Genomic DNA, 19,677 nt, shown 5'->3' on the forward strand with positions numbered 1-19,677 from the left:
ACGAAAGGTAACGCCTATGCAGGCCCATCAACCTCGCGACAGCCGGATCCGGCGACCGGTGTTCGTCGCCGCCACCGCCGTGTTAATGGCGGCGGGCGGAGCCGGCGTGGCCACGGCGGCGGCGGGCGCCACGCCTGCCGAACCGTCGCCCACCGCGACCCCGACCGAGACCCTGACCCCGACCCCCACGGAGACGGTCACCGTCACCGACGCCCCCACCGATGCCCCTGTTCCTGAACTCGCGCCGCTCAGCCCCTGGGGCTTCGTCGGAGCGATGCACGGCGAGTTCGCGGTGCCCACGAAGGACGGCTGCGGCTCGGTGACGCTCTCCGCCCAGACGGGCCGGGCGACCGCCGTCGCCGAGGACTCCATCACGGTACGCAGCCAGGACGGCTTCGAGCGGACGTACACGATCGGCGAGGACACCCGGACGATCGCGGGCCGCCGCGGGAACAGCGCGGTCAAGCAGGACGACTGGGTGTCGGTCACCGCGCTCTCCCCGGCCGCCACGACCCCGGCCACCCCCACTCCGGCGGCCCCCACGACCCCGGCGGCCCCCACGACCCCGGCGACTCCCACGACCCCTGAGACCCCCGCGACCCCTGCGGCCCCCGCGGCCCCCGCGGACGGCACGGACGGCGGCGCCGCTCAGGAGGCCACGGACGGCGGCACCGCCCTCTACGTCTACGACCTGTCGCGGCCGGTCAAGCGCTCGTGGAAGGGCTGGGGCCAGCTCCGGCAGTGGTGGGCCCCGGCGCCGTCGTGGCGTAAGCCCGCCGAGTGCCCCACGCCGTCCCCCACCCCGACCGTCACTCTGCCCGAGAACCCGACCGAGACCCCGACGGCGACCCCGACCGAGACGCCGACCGCGACTCCGACGGAGACTCCGACGGAGACACCCACCGACACCCCCACCGACACCCCGACCGAAACCCCCACGGAAACGCCGACGCCGGCTTCCTGACCGCCGCGCGTCCGTTCCCGGGCAGCACCCCCGCGTCCCTGGTCACCGCCCGGGACGTCACCCCCCTCCTCCCTCTCTGGCGACTCCGGCCACAAGTCAGGCATTGACGAAAAATCCTTACATGGTACTCATAGATCGAGTCGGAAAGCTTCAATCCCTCGATCCGTCGAGACCCCCCGGAGCTCACCCGAAGGGAGACGCGCATGGCGCGTACCACGTCCGGCCCGCCCGCCGACTTACTCGGCCCCGTCCAAGGAGAGGTCTCCTGGTTCTGCTGCGGCAATTCCTGGGGACCGTGCAGCAGCACCGGCAAGGGAGCCTGCGGAACCTGCAACTCCGGCAGCCTCCAGCACGCCTGGCCCAACACCTCCGACGCCTGCTGGGCCATCACCCGCCCCGACTCCTGCGGAGTCAGCCTGTCCCGCCGCACCTGCGGCTACCGGCACCGCACCACCGCCCTCTGCACCGGTACGAGCGTCGTCACCTCCATCGCCGACTGCGGCCCGCAGACCGACCTGTTCTGCGGCGAGCGGAGCTGCTGCGGCGCGACCTGCGCGAGCAACCGGCTGATCGACCTCACCCCGGCCGCCTTCAGCGCGATCGCCAGCCTGTCCGCGGGCCTGCGCCCGGCCGAGATCTCGACGGCGTGAGGGGGACGGACATGCGCAGCAGACGGGATGTGCTCAAGTCCGCCGTGCTCGGCGGCGGCGCCGGCGTCGTGGCCGCGACCGCGCTCGGCTCGCTCGGCCCCGAGGCCGCCTTCGCCACCACCGCCGCCCCCGGAGTGGAGCCCGGCGCTCTCGACCCGAACTTCGCCGAGGGCAGGATCCGCTCGATCAAGGACAACACGCTCCTCGTCCTCGGCTCGAACATGGTCTTCCACACCATCCGCGTCGTGGACGGCACCAGCCTGTGGAAGCTCGGACCGGTCGGCTTCGACCAGGCCAGGCCGGGCGACGGCCTGTACGCGCGCGGCGTCCGCATGCCCGACGGGATGCTGGCCGCCGAGGCGGTGTGGCTCAACATCGTCAACATCAAGGGCCACATCACCGACATCAAGGACCAGACCCTCCGCCTGGACCACAACGGGCACGAGGTGCTGTGCCACGTCGTGCCCGGCAAGTCGGTCGCCATCCACTCCGAGTCGCCGCCCACGGCGGACCTGTCCCTGCTGAAGGTCGCCCAGCACGTACAGATCCTGGGCGCCTGGCGGCCGGACACCAACGAGGTCGACATCGCCACCGTGTTCTCCCCCCACTAGGAGAAGCATGATGAACGGGATCGCCGCGTCGCAGCCGTACGTGATCGCCCTCTTCCTCCTCTGGGCCGGGCTGATGAAGCTGTTCGGCAGGCGGATGCGGGCCCAGGCCGGGCGGAGCGCCCTGGCCGGGCTCGTCGGCGCGGCGCGCGCGGTCCCTGCGCTCCGCCTCGTCGGGCTGGCCGAGCTCGCCGTGGCCGCCGCACTGCTCGTCCCGCCGCTCCACCCCCTGGACGGCGCGGCCGCCGCGCTGCTGGCGGCGGGCTTCCTCGGCTACCTCGGCTACGCCCGCGTGGCCGCGCCGGCCGCGTCCTGCGGCTGCCTGGGCGACCACGCCAAGCCCGTGGACGTACGGTCCTTCGCCCGCGCCGGGCTGCTGCTCGCCGCCGGGCTCCTGGCGACGACCGCGCCGGCCGCGCAGCCGCCGCTGGTGCCCCTGGCCGTGCTGGAGGTCGTGGTGCTGCTCGCCCTCTCCTCCGAGCTGGACCGGCACTGGCTCGTCCCGCTGCGCCGCCTCCGGGTCCGCCTCCGCCCGCCGCTCGCCGCCCCTGCCCCCTCCGGGGACGTGCCCCTGGAGACCTCGCTGCACCTGCTGCGCCGCAGCCCCGCGTACTGCTCGGCGTCGGCGCGGCTCACCTCCGACGTACGCGAGACCTGGGACGAGGACGGGACCAGGTTCGTGGTCTACGGGGCGGGCCCGAGCACGGCGGTCTTCGCGGTGCCGCTGTCCGGCGACGACCCGCGCGCCGTCCGGGTCGCCCTGGTCGACGAGGCGGCGCTCGCCCAGTGAAAGGATCGGATCACGTACGATCCGAAAGGCACCTGCACATGGCTCCGAACATCGCCACCGCGCGCCGGGTCGACCGGCCCGAGCTCCTCGACTTCCTCCGCACCCGGCATCACGGCCTGCTCTCGACCGTCCGCGCCGACGGCCGCCCGCAGCTCTCGCCGGTCACCTGCGGCGTGGACGCCGACGGGCGGATCGTGGTGTCCACCTATCCCGAGCGCGCCAAGACCCGCAACGCCAAGCGGGACGAGCGCGTGTCCATCTGCGTGCTGTCCGACGACTGGAACGGCCCCTGGGTGCAGGTGGACGGCCGCGCCGAGGTGCTCGACATGCCCGAGGCGCTGGACGGGCTGGTCGAGTACTACCGGTGCATCGCCGGCGAGCACCCCGACTGGGACGAGTACCGCGAGGCGATGCGCCGCCAGGACAAGTCGCTGATCCGTGTCCACATCGACCGCTGGGGGCCGATCGCCACCGGCGGTTTCCCCGCCCGGCTCGCTCCTTGAGCGGACCACTGGTCTTCAAGCCGATCGCAAGTACCAGGGCCTATCTGTAGTGGGGTGAAGTTCTTTGCCCGATCACGGAGACCCCTCATGCGTCGTCTGCTCGTCCTGTTCGCCGCCGCCGTCCTGCCCCTGGCCGGGACCGCCACGCCCGCCTCGGCCACGCCGGCCGTCTGGAAGTGGGGGCCCGTCTACTCCGCCGACGGCATGGCCGGCTCGTGGGGGAAGGTCTACCTCCACCAGTTCGGCTACCTCGTGGAGGGCAAGCTGGAGGACACGCGCGGCAAGGGCTGCGCGTGGGCGGTGCTGAAGGCGCAGGACGCGCGCAACGGCCGCTGGAAGTCGTACGGCTTCTACAACTGCCGGCCGGGCGTGGGCTCGTTCAAGAAGGACTACCGCAACGTGCTGCAGATCCGCATGCAGGTCTGCCGCGGCACCGCCTCCCGTCCTACGGGCGAGTGCTCCAAGTGGAAGCCCGTGCTCAAGCAGGGCTGACCCCTTTTCAGAGCACGTAGACCGCCAGCAGGGCGAGACCTGCGGCGAGCGCCGTGAAGGCGAGCGTGCGCGGCTGCCTGGCGGCCTCGCGGCGCGAGGACACCACCAGCGTCACGAGCACCGCCAGGGCCGCCGCCAGGTGCAGGCCGTACCAGACGGGGATGGGCAGTTGCACCAGGACGAGCGCGTCGGCGGCCCCGTATCCTGCCACCCCGGCGACCGCGATCAGGCCGAGCACCGCCAGGGCGTACCTGACGCGGCCGAGCAGCGCCCAGAGCACGGCGCCCACCGCGAGCACCATCATCACCTTGGTGTGGAACTGCCGCGCGAACAGCGCGCGGGGCTCCTCGAAGCTCATCGTCAGGATCGACTCGTACGCGGCCGTCATCATCGTTCCGCGCAGCGGCTCGTACGCGCCCGCGTACGGCACCATCTGCCCGCTCGGCGTGTAGAAGTACGCGAGGTAGGCGCCGGTCAGCAGGAGGAAGGCGAAGCCGTAGAGGAGCGTCTCCCCTACCAGTTGCCGAGCTCGGTCCATTCCCGGAATTTGATCATATTCAGGGCAGCTCGGCGATTCAGGGCAGCAGGGCGATTCAGGGCAGCTCGGCGATGGCGGCGCGGCTCCAGAAGCCGCCGTCCGCCGACAGCGTGCCGGCCGCCCAGGTCGTGCCCGACCGGGCCGCCCCCTCGACCTTGAAGAACTGCGAACGCTTCAGTCCGGGGATCGCCGGCAGGCGCGGCAGCGGGACCGCCGACCCGCCCGGCGCCGCCACCCGCCAGGTGTCGCGCAGGCGCGGGCTGCCGGTCACGACGAGGACCCCGCCGGAGGGACCGGCGGCCAGGCGTGGGCAGCAGTAGTGGCTGTCGCCGGGGGCGTTCTGCCTGCTCCAGCTCCGGCCGTCCCAGTGCAGGAGGATCGGCGGCGGATCGGCCGGCTCGTCCTCCACCTCGCCGTGGTTGAAGGTGTGCACCCCGATCGCCCACACGTCGTCCTCGCCCAGCACGAGCACGCCGTCCAGCGTGGCGCTGCCCTCGGGCGGCTTGGGCCGGGCGAAGGCGTACGTCGGGGTGGACACCAGCCGCCAGGAGCGCCCGTCCCAGCGCATGGCCGCGGGCTGGTCCATCTCGCTCTCGGTGACGCCCGGCCCGGAGGAGCGGAAGCCGACGGCCCACAGCCCGGTGGAGCCGGAGCCTGCCAGGGCCGACGCGTACGCGGGGAGCGGCACCTTCGTCCAGGACCGGCCGTCCCAGTGGGCGGCCTCCCGGCGGTCGGAGCCGTAGACCGCCCAGGCGTCGGCGGGCCCGAGCACCGCGAAGCCGGCGACGTACGGGGAGTCGATGCGCCCGGGGACCCGGTGCCAGGCGGAGCCGTCCCAGCGTACGGCCGTCAGCGCCTGGACCTGGTCGTCGGCCCCGAGCTCGGGGAGCAGCAGCCAGACGTCGTCCGGGCCGGAGGCGGCGATTCGGACATCCGCGCCCTCGGGCACCGCGGCCGCCCCGGGCGGCGGATCGGCCTTGCGCCAGGCGGTGCCGTCGTGGTGGAGCAGCAGGAGCCGGTCACCTTCGGAGCCGGCGGCCCACGCCTCCCGAGGGCCGGCGGCGGTGACGCCGGTGAGGCGGGAGCCGGGCTGGTCGCTGACGTACGCGTAACGCCAGCCGCCGGGGGAGGCGGCGGGGGTGACCACCGGGCCCGGCGTCGGAGCCCCTTCGGACGGGGCCGTACGCGTGGGCATGGGCGTCGGCGCGGGCGCCGGAGAGCCACTACTCTCCCTTTGCCCCGCCCCAGGCGGTGGAGAGCCGCCCGCCCTCTGCCCGTCCGCGCATCCCACCGCCACCAGCAAGCTCGCCGCGACCAGCAGCGACGCTACGGCCCTCATCAGGTCACGGCCCTCATCAAGCTACGGTCCCCGTCACGCTATGGCCCTCATCAAGAGCTACGGTCCTCATCAGGCGAGAAGGCGGGCGGCGATCTGGATCCAGTCTTCGTCCTCCTCGGGCGTCTCGCGCGCCGTGACCCGGTCGGCCGCCTCCGCGAACGCCTGCAGCCCGCGCAGCAGCGCGATCCGCCCGGCGGGTGGCATCTCGCTGAGCACCCGGGCGAGGTCGTCCCGCCGCAGTTGCTGCAGGTCCTCGATGAGGGCGCGGCCGGAGGGGGTGAGGGAGAGCGTCAGCTCGCGCCGGTCCTCCTCGTCGTGGGAGCGCCGGACGAGCCCGGCCGCCTCCAGGCGATCGCAGAGGCGGCTCGCGGACGAGGGCACCGCCCCGAGCGCCGTGGCCAGGCGGCCCAGGTTGATCGTCTCGTGCTTCTCGATGGTCAGCATGGCCTGGAGCTGGATGGAGGACACCTTCGTGACGAACGCCTGACGTGAGCGGCCCCAGACCGCGACCAGGGCCGCCGCCTCCCTCTCGATGAGGGCCCATTCGGTCGGTGGCAGGTGGCCGACGAAGGAGTCGAACGCTTCAACGGGTGGAACAGGCTCGTCAATCACACGCTATCCACTCAGTGAGGTGATGCCGGTCATGGTCGTTCTCGCCCGGGATGCGGCCCGGATGGCTTCGACCCCGGCTTGGGGTCCGGTGTCCAGTCGAGACATACCACGACCGCATCATCCAGCACTTCCATGCCCCGCCGGAAGTCCAGCAGTCCCCTGATCATCGTGCGGACCGCCTCATCGGCCGGCTGCATGCGCGTGGACTTGATCAGAGACTCCAGGGACGAGCCGCCGAACTCCGTACCGCCCTGCGAGCGCGAGGAGTAGACGCCGTCGCTGGCCACGATCAGCCGGTCGCCGGGCTCCAGCCGCAGGTGCTGCTCGGTGTAGGCGGTGTTGCCGAACATGCCGAGCGGGAGCTGCTGCTCCAGCTCGATGTGGCGGACCTGGCCGCCGCGCATGAGCAGCAGCCGCGGCGAGCCGGCGTCCACCAGCGCGGCCTCGCCGGTCTCGGCGTCGAACCTCATCAGCAGGGTGGAGACGTGGAGACGGCCGCCGTACTGGCTGTAGATGGCCTCGTCGGCGAGACCCGCCTGCTCCTCCAGGCCCGCGCCCGAGCGGCGGGCGTTGCGCAGCGCGGTGATGGTGAGCGTGGTGAGCATCGCGGCCTCGACCCCGGCGCCCATACCGTCGGTGACCGACAGGATGAGGCCGCGCGGGCCGCAGGCCCAGTCGAAGTTGTCGCCGTAGACGGCGTACGCGGGTTCGAGCTGGCCGGCCAGGCGGTAGCCGTCGCCCTGGTGGCCGCAGCCGGGCAGCAGCGCCCACTGCATCTCGGCGGCGAGGGTGAGGCGGGCGGCGCGGCGTACGCGGTGGTAACGGTCGGTGATGCGATAGGCGTCACACAGGATGTGGCCGAGCGCGGTGGCGATCTCCTGGAGGTCCTCGACGGCCTCCGTGCCGGGCGGCGTGCCGAAGCTCAGGCTGAGGACGCCGACCCGCTCGCCGCACGCGCTGACGGGCAGGTGCAGCAGGGTGCCTTCGCGCTGCGGCGTCTGCGAGGCGAACGTGCGGCCGGCGGGCGTGCCGTCGATGGCCAGACCACGTGCGCCGGGTGCGTACTCTTCGAGAACGGGACGGAGCGTGACCAACGCCGGGTCGGCGAGGAGCACCTCGACGCGCTCGACGGCGAAGTGCAGAGTCACCGCGTCGCGCAGCGCCTCGGCCACGGCATAGGGCGGAGCGGCCTGCATGGCCTGTCGCACCGCGTGAACGCCCTCGGAAATGCTGCCCAACGCATGTCCTCTTCTCCAGGCGCGTTCCGCGCGCCACCGATAAATTTGCACGATAGCAAATAACTCTGAGGTTACGTTCATCCAGGCCCGAACCTGCGACCGGAGTGACGATCCTATATATTTGCCACGCGACAACTAACCGGACGGTCACGGGAAGGATCCGGGTTGGGTGACAGTGAGCCCGCGGAGCCCGCGGCGACCCGCTCGCTGCCCATCCGCACCGAACGTGACCTGCTCACCGCCCGGCACGCGGTACGCGCCGCGTCCCTGGAGGCCGGGTTCGGGCTCATCGCGCAGACCAAGCTCATCACGGCGGCCAGCGAACTGGTACGCAACTGCTACGTCCACGGCGGCGGGGGCAGCCTGCTGATCGAGCACCTGCAGCCGCCGCCCCGGGCCGGGCTCCGGCTGACGATCTCCGACGAGGGCCCCGGCATCCCCGACCCGGACGTCGCGCTGGTGGACGGCTACTCCACGGGCCACGGGCTCGGCCTTGGGCTGGGCGGGGCGAAGCGGCTGGTGGACGAGTTCCGCCTGGCGAGCGCGCCGGGCCGCGGAACGACGGTCGTGATCACCCGCTGGACGTGAAAGATCCTCACTCCATAGCGGATCTGCTCACCTTCGTACGCGGGCCGCGCGCGTCCTCGCCGCCGCGGTGCATGATCCGTCCATGGTGTACGAGGCGGCAGCGGTGTACGAGGTGGCGGCCGTGTACGAGGCGGCGGCGGTGTACGAGGTTGCAGCCGGGCCGGACCTGCCACGGGCGGCGCGGCGGTTCGACCTGGTGTTCGCGGGCCTGTTCCCCTGGCTCACACCGCTCGACGACGAACGTCCGGCGCTGCCACCGCACACGCTCGCGCCCCTCCCCGAACTTGCCGCCCAGGCCGAGGACTCCCTGCTGGTACGCCGCGCCTCCCCTGAACACAAGTCCGCCGCCCGGGCACGGCTCGCGGCCGCCGCGACCGCCGAGCAGGCCCAACTGGAGGTGTGGGCCCGGCTGCTCGCCGGCTCGCTGCGGGAGCGGGTGGAGGCCGAGCAGAAGGACGGCCGCTACTACTCCCTCCAGTCACCCCTGGAGGCGATCCTCCCCCTGACCGCCCACCTCATGGGGGTCCATCTGGCCGAACGCCCGTTCCCCATGCTGCTCCCCGCCCTGCCCATCGCCGCCGCCACCCACGACCTCACGGGACCACACGACCCGTCCGGTGCGCTGTTCGCCGGCGTACGAACTGCGATGAACGCCTGGGCGGCCGCCGGAGTCACCGCCCCCGCAGCTCCCGGAGCTGGGGCCGGGACCGGGACCGGGACCGACGCTATGCCCGGGACCGGGACCGACGCCGGGACCTGGGCCGGGGCCGACGCTATATCCGGGACCAGGACCGACGCCGGAATCGAGGCCGGGATCGGCGATCTTGTGACCCTCTTCTGGCGCCACGACGACGCCTCGCCCGACCGCGCCAAAGCCGCCGCCCATTTCCTACGCCAGATCCCCCGCCACGCCCTCGACGTGATCATGACCAGCCCACCCGTCCAGCTCACCCCACTCGGCGCGTACGGCGTCCGCAGGCTCCTGCTAGCCCACCGCTGGACGATCAGCCCGACCACTCCCGCCCCCTGACCGTGGCTCCAACCAAGCCCTGACCGTGCTCCGACCAGCCCCTGACCGCCGCACTCCGACCAGACCCCAGCTGCGCTCGACCGGGGCCGGCCCTCCCCCAGCCCGCCCCAGTCCGCCGCGAGAGCGGCCACTCCCGGCACCACCGGAGCGACCGCCCTCCCACCGTCCGGGACGTCAGCCTCGCGGCGTAGACACTGACCGCTGATCGGCCACCACGACGTCATCGAGGTGGAGCACATCACCAGCACCACCGGCGGCGCTCCTCACCTCCAGCGAGACCGAGGCAGTCCCCGCAGGCGCGGTGAGCTGCCCCGTGAACTCCTGCCAGTCCGCGCTCAGACCACCGAGCGGAACCTGATCGGTCCGCAGAAGCTGCTGATCGGCATCGCGCCACAGCACGCCGAGCGTCGCGGTGGAAATCCCGGAAGTGCCCTGCCTCGCCCACACGCTGACCTGCTTGACGCCCGGCGTGGCGGTGAACCCGGGCCAGTTCGCGAGCTGCACCCCCCATCCACCGCCCTCGGTGACGTCGATCCGCAGCCCGTAGGCGCCGCCGTGGGCCGCGCCGGCGGCTCTCTGCACGGAGCTGCCGTACCAGGCGGCCCACTGCCCGACCGACCCTTCGAGCGTCGCGGTGTCGGCGTCGAGGGCGTTGGACGAGGCGGGCGGCTCGGTCACGCCGTTGAGCGTGCTGCCCGCCTCCTGGTTGTAGGGGGCGGACCGCCAGGCGTTCCAGGAGATCGCCTCGCCCCACCCCTTAACGAACTTCCAATCACCGACATACGTGTTGTCGTGGAAGCTGTTGCCGCCGGTGAGCATGACGTTCTGCTGGATCTCCGCGACCGTGTACGGCATCCACGGCAGATTGTCGTCCCCCTGGGCGTACAGGGCCTGCACGCCGCAGTAAGTCCCGGCGCAGGGCACGTTCGCCTTCTCGAACCGGAACTCGTTGCCGAACACCTTGACGTTGCGCGAGTGCCAGCGGCAGTCAGTGCGGTAAGGCTCGTTCTTGATGGACGTGTAGCAGGGATGGGTGGCGTTGATGGGGTCGAGGTAGTCGTCGTCGTGCGGCTTCGGGATCACCGTGGGGCTGACGAACGGCGTGCAGTACGACTTGCTGGTGTTGCCGTTCGAGTTGCAGAACCGATTGGCGTTCTCGAAGACCGTGATGCCGGAGAAGTTGTCCTCGAAGTAGTTGTCGTTGATGGTGAGGTCCGGGCTGCCGCTCGTGCCGTGGGCGAGCCGCGCGTCGCCGCCCGACTCCGAGATGTAGATCGCCGGCGCCGGTGAGCCCAGGTTCTCGTTGCCGCTGACCCAGCCGTTCCGCCTGAAGGTGTTGCGGGTGATGGTGGCGTTGTAGCTGATCTCGTACCAGAGGCCGATGCTCTCGTTGTGCTCGATCCAGTTGCGGTCGAAGAGGAAGTCGACGTTGTTGGTGTCGGCCCAGAGTCCGATGCTCAGGTTGTCGTGTACGTAGTTCTCCGTGACCTTGGCGCCCTTGACGTCCCAGAACTTCGCGCCGCCGGTGCAGCCGCACCCTTCGATCTCGGCCTCCCAGTCGTCCTGGTTGTTGCCGGCGATCTCGTTGTTGTGCACGACAAGGTCCTTGATCGCCCAGTCGCCCTCGACCTGCTTCCTGTACGCGCTCATGCCGTACTGGCCGTTGTCCTTCAGGCAGCTGTGGCGAATCGTGTTGGCGTTCCCCAGGAACACCGCCGCGCCGTCGTTGTGGTGCGCGTAGAGATACTCCATCACCCAGCCGCTGCCGGCGTCGTGGTTGATGACGCCTTCGTCGTTGTTGTCCTTGCCGCGGCCGAAGTTGCGGATCTCCAGGTAGGCGATGCGCACGTTGGAGGCGTCACCGGAGAAGGCGTACCGATTGGTGTTCTTGCCGTCCAGGACGGCGCCCGGAGCCCCGATGTAGACGCTGTCGCTGCCAGGGAAGATCTGGCTGTACTCGCCCTCACCTAGATCATGGATGCCCGGGGCGAACCAGTAGGTCTTGCCGGTCTGGCCGAAGTCGAAGCCCTTGTTGTTGCCGGCCGGAACCACGATGGCGCCCGACGGCGCGCTGGACGGCCCGCCCCGCCACGGGGCGTTGTCGCAGACTCGCAGGCTGTCCGGCAGCTCGGCGTACCAGCCACCGGCCGCCTGCCCCGCCGCCGCCGCCGGGGCTGCGGCGTTGGCGGCCTGCCCGACGCAGAGGTTGGCGATGGCGACCACGGCCGTTAAGACGCCAATGACAACAGAATGTCGCATGAATTGACCTGTTCTGTCGGTGATGGTGCCTGCGAAGAGTAGCGCCCAAGATCACCGCCAGGCGGGCAATCCGCATCAGCCGCCCAGCCGACGACGGCACAGCCGCCCAGCCGACGACGGCGACAGCCGCCCGCGCCGCGCCGGCCCGCTCACCCTTGGCCGATCGCGACGAACCCCGTACCCGCCCGATAGTTGGGCGACTGATGCCGGAAGTACGTGTTGTAGACCTCGCAGTAACGCCCACCCTTCGCCAGCAGCGTCGCGTGGTCCCCCTCCTCCACGATCCGCCCGTGATCGAGCACGATGATCCGATCGACGTGCTCGATCGTGGACAGCCGGTGCGCGATCACGATCGACGTACGCCCCGCCAGCACCGCGTCAAGCCCCTCCTGAATCTGCGCCTCGGTCAACGGATCGACGCTCGCCGTGGCCTCATCGAGCACCACGATCGCCGGGTCCTGGATGAGCAGCCGGGCCAGCGCGACGAGCTGCCGCTGCCCCATGGACAACGCCCGGCCGTGCTCGCCGACGTCCGTGAGCAGGCCGTTGGGCAGGGCGTCGATCCAGTCGCCGCCGCCCACGGCCGCCGCCGCCCGGTGCACCTCCTCGTCGCTCGCCTCGGGCCGCGGATAGCGGATGTTGTCCGCCACCGTGCCGCTGAACAGGAACGGCGCCTGCGGCACCGCGCCGATCTGCCGCCGGTACGCGCCCAGCTCCAGGCTGCGGATGTCCTGCCCGTCGATCAGCAGGCTGCCTTCCTGGAACTCGTAGAAGCGGGTGATCAGCTTGCTGAGCGTGGACTTCCCCGCACCCGTATGCCCCACCAGCGCGACCGTCTCCCCCGCCGCGATGGTGAGATCGAAGTCCCGCAGTACAGGACTGGCCGGGTCGTAACCGAAGGTGACGCCACGGAACTCGATGCGGCCCGCCGGCTTCCCGACCGGCCGCGCGTCGGTCTGCACCACGCGGGGCGGCGCGTCGATCAGCGCGAAGACCCGTTCGGACGCCGACAGCCCCTGTTGGAACTGCGACCAGAACGCCGCGATCGACGTCAGCGGGAACCAGAACAGCGCCACACTCTGCAGGAACAGGTACCACTCGCCCGCCGTGAGCCCACCCGCCACCACCCGCGCCCCGCCGAGCTGCACGAGCGCGACCGTGGCCAGCCCCGCCACCGTGAACAGCACGGGGAAGATGGTGGAGAAGACGAACCCCTGCCGCAGCGTCACCTGGTAGCTCTGCTGGTTGATCGGCCGGAACTCGTCGTAGACCTGCCGCTCCTGCCGGAAGTTCTTGGCGACGGCGATGCCGCCCATGGTCTCCTGCAGGTTGGCGTTGACCCGGCTCAGCGAGCGCTGCGCCCGCCGGGTACTGATCCTCGCCACCCGCCGGAACAGCAGCGCCAGCCCGACCACGATCGGCACCACCAGCAGCGTCATCAGCGCGAGTTGCGCGCTGCGCACGAACAGCAGCACCGTCACGAAGCCGACCATCAGCACCTGGCTGATGAGGTCCATCGTCAAAGTGGAGACGGTCGCGAAGTCGTCGGTGTCGGAGGTGACCCGGCTGACGATCCGCCCGGACGGCGTCTCGTCGTAGAACGACAGATCACGCGCCAGCACCGCGTCGAAGGCGTCCTCGCGCAGCTGCAGCACGACATCGCCGGTGACCTGCGCGCTGTGCTTCTGCCGGAGGTAGTTGAACACCCACGACAACACGCCGGTCCCCAGGATGGCCGCCACGAGCGCCGGCCCGGCCGCGCCGATCGTGCCGTCAGCGATGGCGTCCACGGCGAGGCTGCCGATGGCGGGCACCGCCGCCTGACTCGCCGACAGCAGCACGATCATGGCGGCGACCAGCAGCATCGGGCCCAGCTTGGGCCGGAAGTAGGACAGGATGCGCCGCAGCAGGTCACGATCGTTGTAGGTGCGGTCGTAGTCCTCGGCATCGAGGCCATCCATGATGAACCCCATCAGCGCACCCCTCCCTGCTCCCCCGCCAACACCCGGCCACCCTCACTCGGAACGCCGCCGCCCTGAACGCCGCCACCGTCACCCGGAACGCCGCCACCCGGAACGTCGATCTCGTCATAGTGAGCAAACACCCGCCGATAAAGCCGACTCCGCGCGATCAACTCATCATGAGTACCGAAGTCGACAACCTCCCCGCGCCGCAGCAACAGCACCTTGTCCGCCCACCGAATCTGCGAGAGCCGATGCGTGATCAGCAACGTGCTCCGCCCCTCCAGAATGCGCCCGACAGCCTGCTGGATCTTGTCCTCGGTCGCCGAGTCGATGGCGCTGGTGGAATCGTCGAGCACCAGGATCGCCGGGTCGGTGAGCAACGCCCGCGCGATGGCCAGCCGCTGCCGCTGCCCTCCGGAAAGCGTGACCCCGCGCTCCCCGATCACCGTCTCGTAGCCGTCCTCCAGCTCCCCGATGAACTCCGCGGCCTGCGCGTCCTCGGCCGCCCGCACCACCGCCTCGCGATCGGCCCGCTGCCCCAGACCGAAGGCGATGTTCTCGCTCACCGACCGCGAGAACAGCACGATGTCCTGCTCGATCGTCGAGATCTGCGACCGCAGCGAGTCGAGGTCCCAGTCGCGTACGTCAACCCCGTCGACCAGCACGCGCCCACCGGTGACGTCGTAGATCCGCGGCACCAGCTTGGTGAGCGTGCTCTTGCCCGACCCGGTCTCCCCCACGATCGCGACCGTCTCCCCCGGCTTCACGGTGAACGACACCCCGCGCAGCGCCGGCTCGCCATCTGCGGCATAGCCGAAAGTGACGTTCTCGAAGACGATCTCGCCGCGAATCGGCGCGGCGTGCCCATCCTGCCGCTGCTCGATCTCACTCTCCGCGGTCATGATGTCGAGAATGCGCCGGGACGAGACGATGCCGATCTGGATGAGTGAAAACGTAAAGATCGACATCTGCGTCGGGAACCCGAGCATCCCCATGAGCCCCATGAACGCGACCAGCTCACCGACACTGATCGCCCCGATGCCCTGCAGATAAAGCGCATGCCAGAGCGCCCCTGCCATCGCGAACGAGAACAGCAACGTAGGCAGATAACGGGCCTGCACCAGCCCGTTGCGTACGAACGAGTCCCGATAGCGCCGCGCGCTGGCCCGGAACCGCAGCCGCTCCTGCCCCTCCTGCGCGGTCACCTTGATCACCTCGATGCCGCGCACCGCCTGACTGAGCCCGGCGTTGAGCTCGCCGAACTCCTCCCGCATCCGCGTCGCGACCGGGTTGAGCCTGCGCATGTAGGCCCGGAGCGCGATCACGAACACCACGGCGAACACCCCCGGCACCAGCAGCAGCCGCGGATCGATGGCCGCCATGAAGAACAGCGGGACGATGCCGGTGAGCCCGGAGTCGACGATGAGGTCGGCGCCCGGCGTGATCATGATGGAGAGCTGCCGGATGTCGTTGGCGGCCCGCGCCATGAGGTCACCCACGCGCTGGCGGTTGTGAAAGGTCTGGCTCTTGCCGAGCAGGCTGACATACAGCTCGTCGCGCGCGTCGCGCTCCAGCCGCTTGGCCAGCACCTCGCTCGACAGCCGCGCGACCAGGTCGAACACCCCGCGCGCGAGCACCACCGCCAGCATCGCGAGCGCGATGAGCCCGAGCGCGTCCAGCGGCCCGCCCCGGTGGCCGAGCACGGCGTCGAAGGCGTCGCCGATGTACTGCGGCACCATGGCGTTGAGCGTGGTCATGACCACGGACCCACCCAGGAACCCGACCAGGTGGTACGGGTGCCGCCGCAGATGCGACCAGAGCCAACGCACGGGCCCACGCCGGTCGTGACGTGGACCCGCCACGGAGAACTCGGAACTGCTGCTCGTCACAGGCGCCGCCCCCGACCACGGATAGCTGACAGACTCGAACTCGCTTTCTACCACCGGCCTCCGACAATTTCCCAGCGGTTTACCGGCCCCGTCACCCACCTGATCACCGGCCCACCCGGCGACCACGACCACAGCCGGCTGCCGGACAACGCCCACTTCGCGCCCAGTGGACAACAGTCCGCAAAATCGCGAGAATCACCCCACTACGCCCCTATCCGCGCCATCGAGTGCACAGCCCGCAGCCACCACCCAAGAAAAGCCGGAACGGAACCTCTTTTAGGCGCGCACGAAATCGCTTTTTCACCCGGCCCCATTATGCATATTCCCGCCCCGTCTTATACCGATTGACTGTGCAGCCGGAAATCGCGCTCTGTATCTCCCGCAACCCGGATACGCTGCGCATGGTCACTCGCCCGTCGACCGCCCACAGGGGACCCAGCATGGCGACACAGGAGCAGATCCATGCCGCCCGGCGGCAGATCGAGCAGTTGCGCGATCAGCACAGCGGCGATATCCGCGGCCTGATCCACCTCATTGACGCCGGCGCGATCAAAGGCCCTGCCGCCGACAGACTGGTACGCGACATCAACGGCTGGGACCAGGCGTACCGCAGCCTGTTCGACCGCGCACTCAACCTGCTGGACACCCTCCACCCCGACGGCGCGACCTCATGACCCCCGGCCCGACGACACCCCTCGCCATCGACCCGACGCTGATGACCCAGCTCATCTCCCTGATGAAGCGCCTCAGCCAGACCGTCCCCGAGACCGGCGCCCAGGTGGACAAGGCCCTGAGCACGGTCCGGCTGAGCATGCCCGGCCCCGGCGCTGCCCGCGACATCGCCCACCAGATCGGCACAAAGGTCCCCGAACTACAACGCCGCCTCGACCTGATGCTCGCCGCCCAGAAGGTCGCGCTCAGCAGATCCCAAGCCCTGTGGGCCGACGAGTCCCAATGGGTCTCCGACACCCCCGCAGCCGGCGCCGCAACGGCCGACCGCATGGCCGCCGCCCTCCGCACCGCCATGAAGAAGGGCACCATCGACGCCAAAACCCTCGCCGACCTCCAGAAACACCAGAACGACCCGTACTTCGCCATAGCCTTCGCCACCCAGCTATCCCCCCGCGAGCTCAAGCAACTACTCACATCCCTCTACCGCCGCAACACCACCGTGCTGGGCGCCGACCCGGAAGCGATCGCCGAGCTGGACAAACTGTCCGCCGCCCTGAGCACCACCCTCGGCACCGCCTCACGCGGCGCCGGCCCCCTCAAGCTCCCGAAGGGCTACGTCGACCAGCTCCTGGAACACCTCGACACCCCCGAAACCGCCTTCGCACTCAACAAACTCCTGCGCACCGGCCGCTTCGACGACACCTTCCTCCGCGAGCTGGCCACCAAGGTCTACGACTACGAACGCAAACAACCCCCAGGCTCCCTGTACTGGCACAACATGACCCCCGCCACGCAACCCGCCAACGACCTCCCGGCCGCGTACAAGGACCCACTGGCCGCCGTAGCCGCCGCCCTCGCCCACAACCCCCGAGCCGCCCAGGACTTCCTCACCGACCCCCAGCGCAAGCCCCTCGACTACCTGATGCGCGAACGCACCTGGTACGAAGCCACCGACACCGACCTCGGCCACGCCCTCGAAGCCGCCACCACCACCTTCCGCGACCACGACCTCCCCCCAGGCGGCTCCCGCGGCTACAAGTCAGCCCTGATCACCTCCTGGACCCTGCACTTCTGGACCAACCCATCCGTCCAGTCCAACCTCCGCAACACCCGGCCATGCGTCGGCAAGATCCTCAGCTCGTACATGAGCGACCTCAACCGCGCGGCCGAAGACCGAGTGGCCCACAATCCAGGAGTTGTCTCTCGCGACCCCGACACCAATCTCAAAGGCACGCAACCCTACGGCGCCATACTTGATCGTGACGGCATCAAAGGCGTGCTGCATTGGGCCTTCGCGGACCCGGCAGTGCTCAAGACAATGGTGACGGCGCAAGGACAGTACAGCATCGACGTACTGAACGAGCGTGCCGCCGAGATTGCGGAGCTGAATCGCGCCGACTTTGAGAAGTGGCACAAGGCTCATCCACAGGCGACGACTGCCGAGATCAATGCTCAGCGCCAGAAAATTCTGGAAGATCGAATGACCAGCTCAGATGGAGCGACTTTCGGCCAGGCCATCGAAAGACTCAGTCGCACCCTTTATGTGATAACTGACGCAGGGAACATCGCCAACATCACCAGAGCGGACCAGCACGACAAGGTGTTCGGTGCTTTCAAGGAGGCCATCACCAGCGTCGCCGACCTGGTCCCCGGCCCTCAGGGGAAGATCGCCGGATTGCTGTTCGACAAGGCCAAGTCGCAGGTGTACGGCCAGTTCACGGGCGAGCAGGGAGCGGCGGCACGCAGCCAGGCCAACACGACGATCGGCCAGACCATCGACATGTTCACTGACATCACGGCGGACGCGATGATGCAGCACGGCCTCTTCGGCGACGGAGAGGTGCCCGCCAGAACCCACCCGTACGCTTCCCTGAACTTCCCTCGCGGCTCGGCCGGTGATTTCATGAACGGCAAAAAGATCAATCCGTGGAGCCAGATGACCGCGGATCAGCGTGAAGCGTATACGGAATGGCTCAACCACCCGGACACTGGAGCCGTGTTCCGCGACCCCTCGAACGCCGTGGGAGAAGGCTTCGATCAAGCGACGCGCATCGAAGGACAAGGCGGATGAGAACGCCCCTCCTCCCCGCGCTGCTGATAGCGGTACTGCTTGCGGCACCGGCCTGCTCCTTCTCGCCACCCCCCGACAACCGACCTCTGGGAGACGTGACGGCGAAGCCGCAGGAGTGCGGCTTGATCTCCAGGGACGCCATCGCCCGAGCCACCGGCCTGGATGATTTCCTCGCCACAGGCAGCCGGCCTGGAGAGCGCTTCGACCGTTGCATCGTACGGAAACTGCAGAGCGACGAGATCGGAGCAGAACTGTCGATCACCTTCGACAACCCGTCGAGCTTGTCGTTGGAGGAGTTGGAGGGCACGAAGCAGCACGACCATGGAGTGGATCTGCCCGCCGATCTCGGCCCTGGCTTCACCGCCCAGTTCGAAGGCAAAGACGGACTCCGCACGTATGCCTACGCTTGGACGCCTGACACTCGCCGCCGACTCTCCATCTGGATCACGCCGGGCGCTCCAGGCCGAGACCACAGAGCGGACGCCATCGAGTTCGTCCGCCAGCTCAAACCCATCCTGCTCTCTCCATCCAAGTGACGCGGCGACACTCTCGCTGACCGGTAACGGCGACTCGATCGCGCATCATTTAGCACGCCCGTTCAGAAGCAAGATCCAGAGACGTTCCGCCTGGGCGCACGCGAGCCTCGCCGTCTCGTGCCTCTCCACGCCGCCCTCCGAGCGCACGACGCGCTGAATGAACATGAGCCCACCCGCCTGACAGAGCTCGTAGACCACGGATCTGCACTCACATGTGTGATCACGTACTCGCACATGTGACGTTCGGTGACTCGGCGCCCGCCAGACGAGCCGCTGATACCCGTCCTGGAACGGCGCCGGATGCAAGCCATGCCAACCTCGCTCACCCACGGCGCGCTTCACCTTCCGGACGCCGCGGAGAAGATCATCTGGGGCGGCCGACCGCTCGACATCCAGCAGCGTTCACAAACGGGCTCAAGCAACGGAACCTCACGCCAAAAAGCCGTGCGAGCGACATCGGCCTGGGCGTCGTCGCCATCGCACGAGAGGTCCGCCCACACCACCCGCCCACCCTCATCGCCCGCGACCCCGAGCCGGTCAGCGAGCGCCACAACGATGCTGAGCCCCCGCCCGCTCTCAACCAGCCCCCTTTGACGCCCTGACTGAAGACTGGGCTCATCCCAGCCGCCGGCGTCCTTCACCGCAACCCGAACGAAAGCACCGGCGGACCATATCCCGACCGTGAAGAAGCTGTCGGCCGACCTGGTGTGCAGGATGGCGTTGCCGACGAGCTCTGCCAGACACGAAATCGCGTCATCGCGTACCGGTGAGTCTTGGAGCAGCGCATCGGCGAGCCGCCGCACCTTCCCCAGTTGTACGCGTTCGCCCGCGAAATCACCCCGCCAAGCCATCCCGTTCATTGCCCCCGCCCTTCCGCACCCGACGACAGCTTCCGCCGTCACGCACCGCGACCGTCTCGATACTGGCATGCACT

19 protein-coding genes are annotated in these 19,677 nt (G+C 69.6%); 11 read left to right on the forward strand and 8 right to left on the reverse strand.

Features of this window, described 5'->3' with window-relative positions:
- The first annotated feature begins 16 nt into the window (after positions 1 to 16).
- From ABD292_RS25430 to ABD292_RS25455, 6 genes are all read left to right on the forward strand, one after another.
- Positions 17 to 964, forward strand: a complete 948-nt coding sequence (locus ABD292_RS25430) for a hypothetical protein (protein ID WP_344211381.1) — start codon at positions 17 to 19, stop codon at positions 962 to 964.
- 203 nt (positions 965 to 1,167) lie between these two features.
- Positions 1,168 to 1,614, forward strand: a complete 447-nt coding sequence (locus ABD292_RS25435; RefSeq protein WP_344211383.1) for an RlpA-like double-psi beta-barrel domain-containing protein — start codon at positions 1,168 to 1,170, stop codon at positions 1,612 to 1,614.
- A gap of 11 nt (positions 1,615 to 1,625) precedes the next feature.
- The gene (locus tag ABD292_RS25440; RefSeq protein WP_344211385.1) at positions 1,626 to 2,225 is read left to right on the forward strand and encodes a cell wall protein; all 600 of its coding nucleotides are present in this window, start codon (positions 1,626 to 1,628) and stop codon (positions 2,223 to 2,225) included.
- A 7-nt stretch (positions 2,226 to 2,232) separates the two neighbouring features.
- Positions 2,233 to 3,012 (forward strand): MauE/DoxX family redox-associated membrane protein, encoded by a 780-nt coding sequence (locus ABD292_RS25445; RefSeq protein WP_344211387.1) that lies wholly within the window; start codon positions 2,233 to 2,235, stop codon positions 3,010 to 3,012.
- Between the two features lie 38 nt (positions 3,013 to 3,050).
- Positions 3,051 to 3,515: a PPOX class F420-dependent oxidoreductase gene (locus ABD292_RS25450; protein WP_344211389.1), complete on the forward strand. Its 465-nt coding sequence runs from the start codon at positions 3,051 to 3,053 to the stop codon at positions 3,513 to 3,515.
- Positions 3,516 to 3,602: 87 nt separating this feature from the next.
- Positions 3,603 to 4,007, forward strand: a complete 405-nt coding sequence (locus ABD292_RS25455) for a hypothetical protein (RefSeq protein WP_344211391.1) — start codon at positions 3,603 to 3,605, stop codon at positions 4,005 to 4,007.
- 7 nt (positions 4,008 to 4,014) lie between these two features.
- On the opposite strand, the gene ABD292_RS25460 is transcribed toward ABD292_RS25455, so the two are convergent.
- From ABD292_RS25460 to ABD292_RS25475, 4 genes are all read right to left on the reverse strand, one after another.
- On the reverse strand, positions 4,015 to 4,545 hold the full coding sequence (locus ABD292_RS25460; RefSeq protein WP_344211393.1) for a hypothetical protein: 531 nt from the start codon (positions 4,543 to 4,545) through the stop codon (positions 4,015 to 4,017).
- 55 nt (positions 4,546 to 4,600) lie between these two features.
- Positions 4,601 to 5,740: a hypothetical protein gene (locus tag ABD292_RS25465; protein ID WP_344211395.1), complete on the reverse strand. Its 1,140-nt coding sequence runs from the start codon at positions 5,738 to 5,740 to the stop codon at positions 4,601 to 4,603.
- Between the two features lie 213 nt (positions 5,741 to 5,953).
- Positions 5,954 to 6,496 carry a MarR family winged helix-turn-helix transcriptional regulator gene (locus tag ABD292_RS25470; RefSeq protein WP_344211397.1) on the reverse strand — a complete coding sequence of 181 codons (543 nt, stop codon included), beginning with the start codon at positions 6,494 to 6,496 and terminating at the stop codon, positions 5,954 to 5,956.
- A gap of 29 nt (positions 6,497 to 6,525) precedes the next feature.
- Positions 6,526 to 7,704 carry a PP2C family protein-serine/threonine phosphatase gene (locus tag ABD292_RS25475; protein WP_344211399.1) on the reverse strand — a complete coding sequence of 393 codons (1,179 nt, stop codon included), beginning with the start codon at positions 7,702 to 7,704 and terminating at the stop codon, positions 6,526 to 6,528.
- 195 nt (positions 7,705 to 7,899) lie between these two features.
- On the opposite strand from ABD292_RS25475, the gene ABD292_RS25480 reads away from it, so the two are divergent.
- A complete protein-coding gene (locus tag ABD292_RS25480; RefSeq protein WP_344211401.1) occupies positions 7,900 to 8,322 on the forward strand; it encodes an anti-sigma regulatory factor in 423 nt (140 codons plus the stop codon).
- Between the two features lie 82 nt (positions 8,323 to 8,404).
- Positions 8,405 to 9,352 carry a hypothetical protein gene (locus tag ABD292_RS25485; protein ID WP_344211403.1) on the forward strand — a complete coding sequence of 316 codons (948 nt, stop codon included), beginning with the start codon at positions 8,405 to 8,407 and terminating at the stop codon, positions 9,350 to 9,352.
- A 174-nt stretch (positions 9,353 to 9,526) separates the two neighbouring features.
- Here the strand turns inward: ABD292_RS25485 and ABD292_RS25490 are convergent, their stop codons facing one another.
- The 3 genes from ABD292_RS25490 to ABD292_RS25500 form a co-directional block, all read right to left on the reverse strand.
- Positions 9,527 to 11,575 (reverse strand): right-handed parallel beta-helix repeat-containing protein, encoded by a 2,049-nt coding sequence (locus ABD292_RS25490; protein ID WP_344211405.1) that lies wholly within the window; start codon positions 11,573 to 11,575, stop codon positions 9,527 to 9,529.
- Between the two features lie 185 nt (positions 11,576 to 11,760).
- On the reverse strand, positions 11,761 to 13,572 hold the full coding sequence (locus ABD292_RS25495; protein WP_344211407.1) for an ABC transporter ATP-binding protein: 1,812 nt from the start codon (positions 13,570 to 13,572) through the stop codon (positions 11,761 to 11,763).
- Between the two features lie 11 nt (positions 13,573 to 13,583).
- Complete coding sequence (locus ABD292_RS25500; RefSeq protein WP_344211409.1) at positions 13,584 to 15,332, reverse strand: ABC transporter ATP-binding protein; 1,749 nt, start codon at positions 15,330 to 15,332, stop codon at positions 13,584 to 13,586.
- Between the two features lie 572 nt (positions 15,333 to 15,904).
- On the opposite strand from ABD292_RS25500, the gene ABD292_RS25505 reads away from it, so the two are divergent.
- Genes ABD292_RS25505 through ABD292_RS25515 form a run of 3 tightly spaced genes read left to right on the forward strand, consistent with a single transcriptional unit; the run spans position 15,905 to position 18,743 of the window.
- Complete coding sequence (locus ABD292_RS25505) at positions 15,905 to 16,138, forward strand: hypothetical protein (RefSeq protein WP_344211411.1); 234 nt, start codon at positions 15,905 to 15,907, stop codon at positions 16,136 to 16,138.
- Complete coding sequence (locus ABD292_RS25510; RefSeq protein ID WP_344211412.1) at positions 16,135 to 18,207, forward strand: DUF6571 family protein; 2,073 nt, start codon at positions 16,135 to 16,137, stop codon at positions 18,205 to 18,207. The genes ABD292_RS25505 and ABD292_RS25510 overlap by 4 nt, the downstream gene beginning before the upstream one ends.
- Complete coding sequence (locus ABD292_RS25515) at positions 18,204 to 18,743, forward strand: hypothetical protein (RefSeq protein ID WP_344211414.1); 540 nt, start codon at positions 18,204 to 18,206, stop codon at positions 18,741 to 18,743. The genes ABD292_RS25510 and ABD292_RS25515 overlap by 4 nt, the downstream gene beginning before the upstream one ends.
- Positions 18,744 to 19,081: 338 nt before the next feature.
- On the opposite strand, the gene ABD292_RS25520 is transcribed toward ABD292_RS25515, so the two are convergent.
- The gene (locus tag ABD292_RS25520; protein WP_344211416.1) at positions 19,082 to 19,603 is read right to left on the reverse strand and encodes an ATP-binding protein; all 522 of its coding nucleotides are present in this window, start codon (positions 19,601 to 19,603) and stop codon (positions 19,082 to 19,084) included.
- Positions 19,604 to 19,677: the final 74 nt, after the last annotated feature.

Source organism: Nonomuraea bangladeshensis (assembly GCF_039529455.1).
Classification (GTDB): Bacteria; Actinomycetota; Actinomycetes; order Streptosporangiales; family Streptosporangiaceae; genus Nonomuraea; species Nonomuraea bangladeshensis.

Bases quoted from the DNA above. Each gene is read 5' to 3' on its own strand.
- ABD292_RS25430 (WP_344211381.1), top strand. From the start codon at position 17: ATGCAGGCCCATCAACCTCGCGACAGCCGGATCCGGCGACCGGTGTTC.
- ABD292_RS25435 (WP_344211383.1), top strand. From the start codon at position 1,168: ATGGCGCGTACCACGTCCGGCCCGCCCGCCGACTTACTCGGCCCCGTC.
- ABD292_RS25440 (WP_344211385.1), top strand. From the start codon at position 1,626: ATGCGCAGCAGACGGGATGTGCTCAAGTCCGCCGTGCTCGGCGGCGGC.
- ABD292_RS25445 (WP_344211387.1), top strand. From the start codon at position 2,233: ATGATGAACGGGATCGCCGCGTCGCAGCCGTACGTGATCGCCCTCTTC.
- ABD292_RS25450 (WP_344211389.1), top strand. From the start codon at position 3,051: ATGGCTCCGAACATCGCCACCGCGCGCCGGGTCGACCGGCCCGAGCTC.
- ABD292_RS25455 (WP_344211391.1), top strand. From the start codon at position 3,603: ATGCGTCGTCTGCTCGTCCTGTTCGCCGCCGCCGTCCTGCCCCTGGCC.
- ABD292_RS25460 (WP_344211393.1), bottom strand. From the start codon at position 4,545: ATGGACCGAGCTCGGCAACTGGTAGGGGAGACGCTCCTCTACGGCTTC.
- ABD292_RS25465 (WP_344211395.1), bottom strand. From the start codon at position 5,740: ATGCCCACGCGTACGGCCCCGTCCGAAGGGGCTCCGACGCCGGGCCCG.
- ABD292_RS25485 (WP_344211403.1), top strand. From the start codon at position 8,405: ATGGTGTACGAGGCGGCAGCGGTGTACGAGGTGGCGGCCGTGTACGAG.
- ABD292_RS25495 (WP_344211407.1), bottom strand. From the start codon at position 13,572: ATGGATGGCCTCGATGCCGAGGACTACGACCGCACCTACAACGATCGT.
- ABD292_RS25500 (WP_344211409.1), bottom strand. From the start codon at position 15,332: ATGACCACGCTCAACGCCATGGTGCCGCAGTACATCGGCGACGCCTTC.
- ABD292_RS25505 (WP_344211411.1), top strand. From the start codon at position 15,905: ATGGCGACACAGGAGCAGATCCATGCCGCCCGGCGGCAGATCGAGCAG.
- ABD292_RS25510 (WP_344211412.1), top strand. From the start codon at position 16,135: ATGACCCCCGGCCCGACGACACCCCTCGCCATCGACCCGACGCTGATG.
- ABD292_RS25515 (WP_344211414.1), top strand. From the start codon at position 18,204: ATGAGAACGCCCCTCCTCCCCGCGCTGCTGATAGCGGTACTGCTTGCG.
- ABD292_RS25520 (WP_344211416.1), bottom strand. From the start codon at position 19,603: ATGAACGGGATGGCTTGGCGGGGTGATTTCGCGGGCGAACGCGTACAA.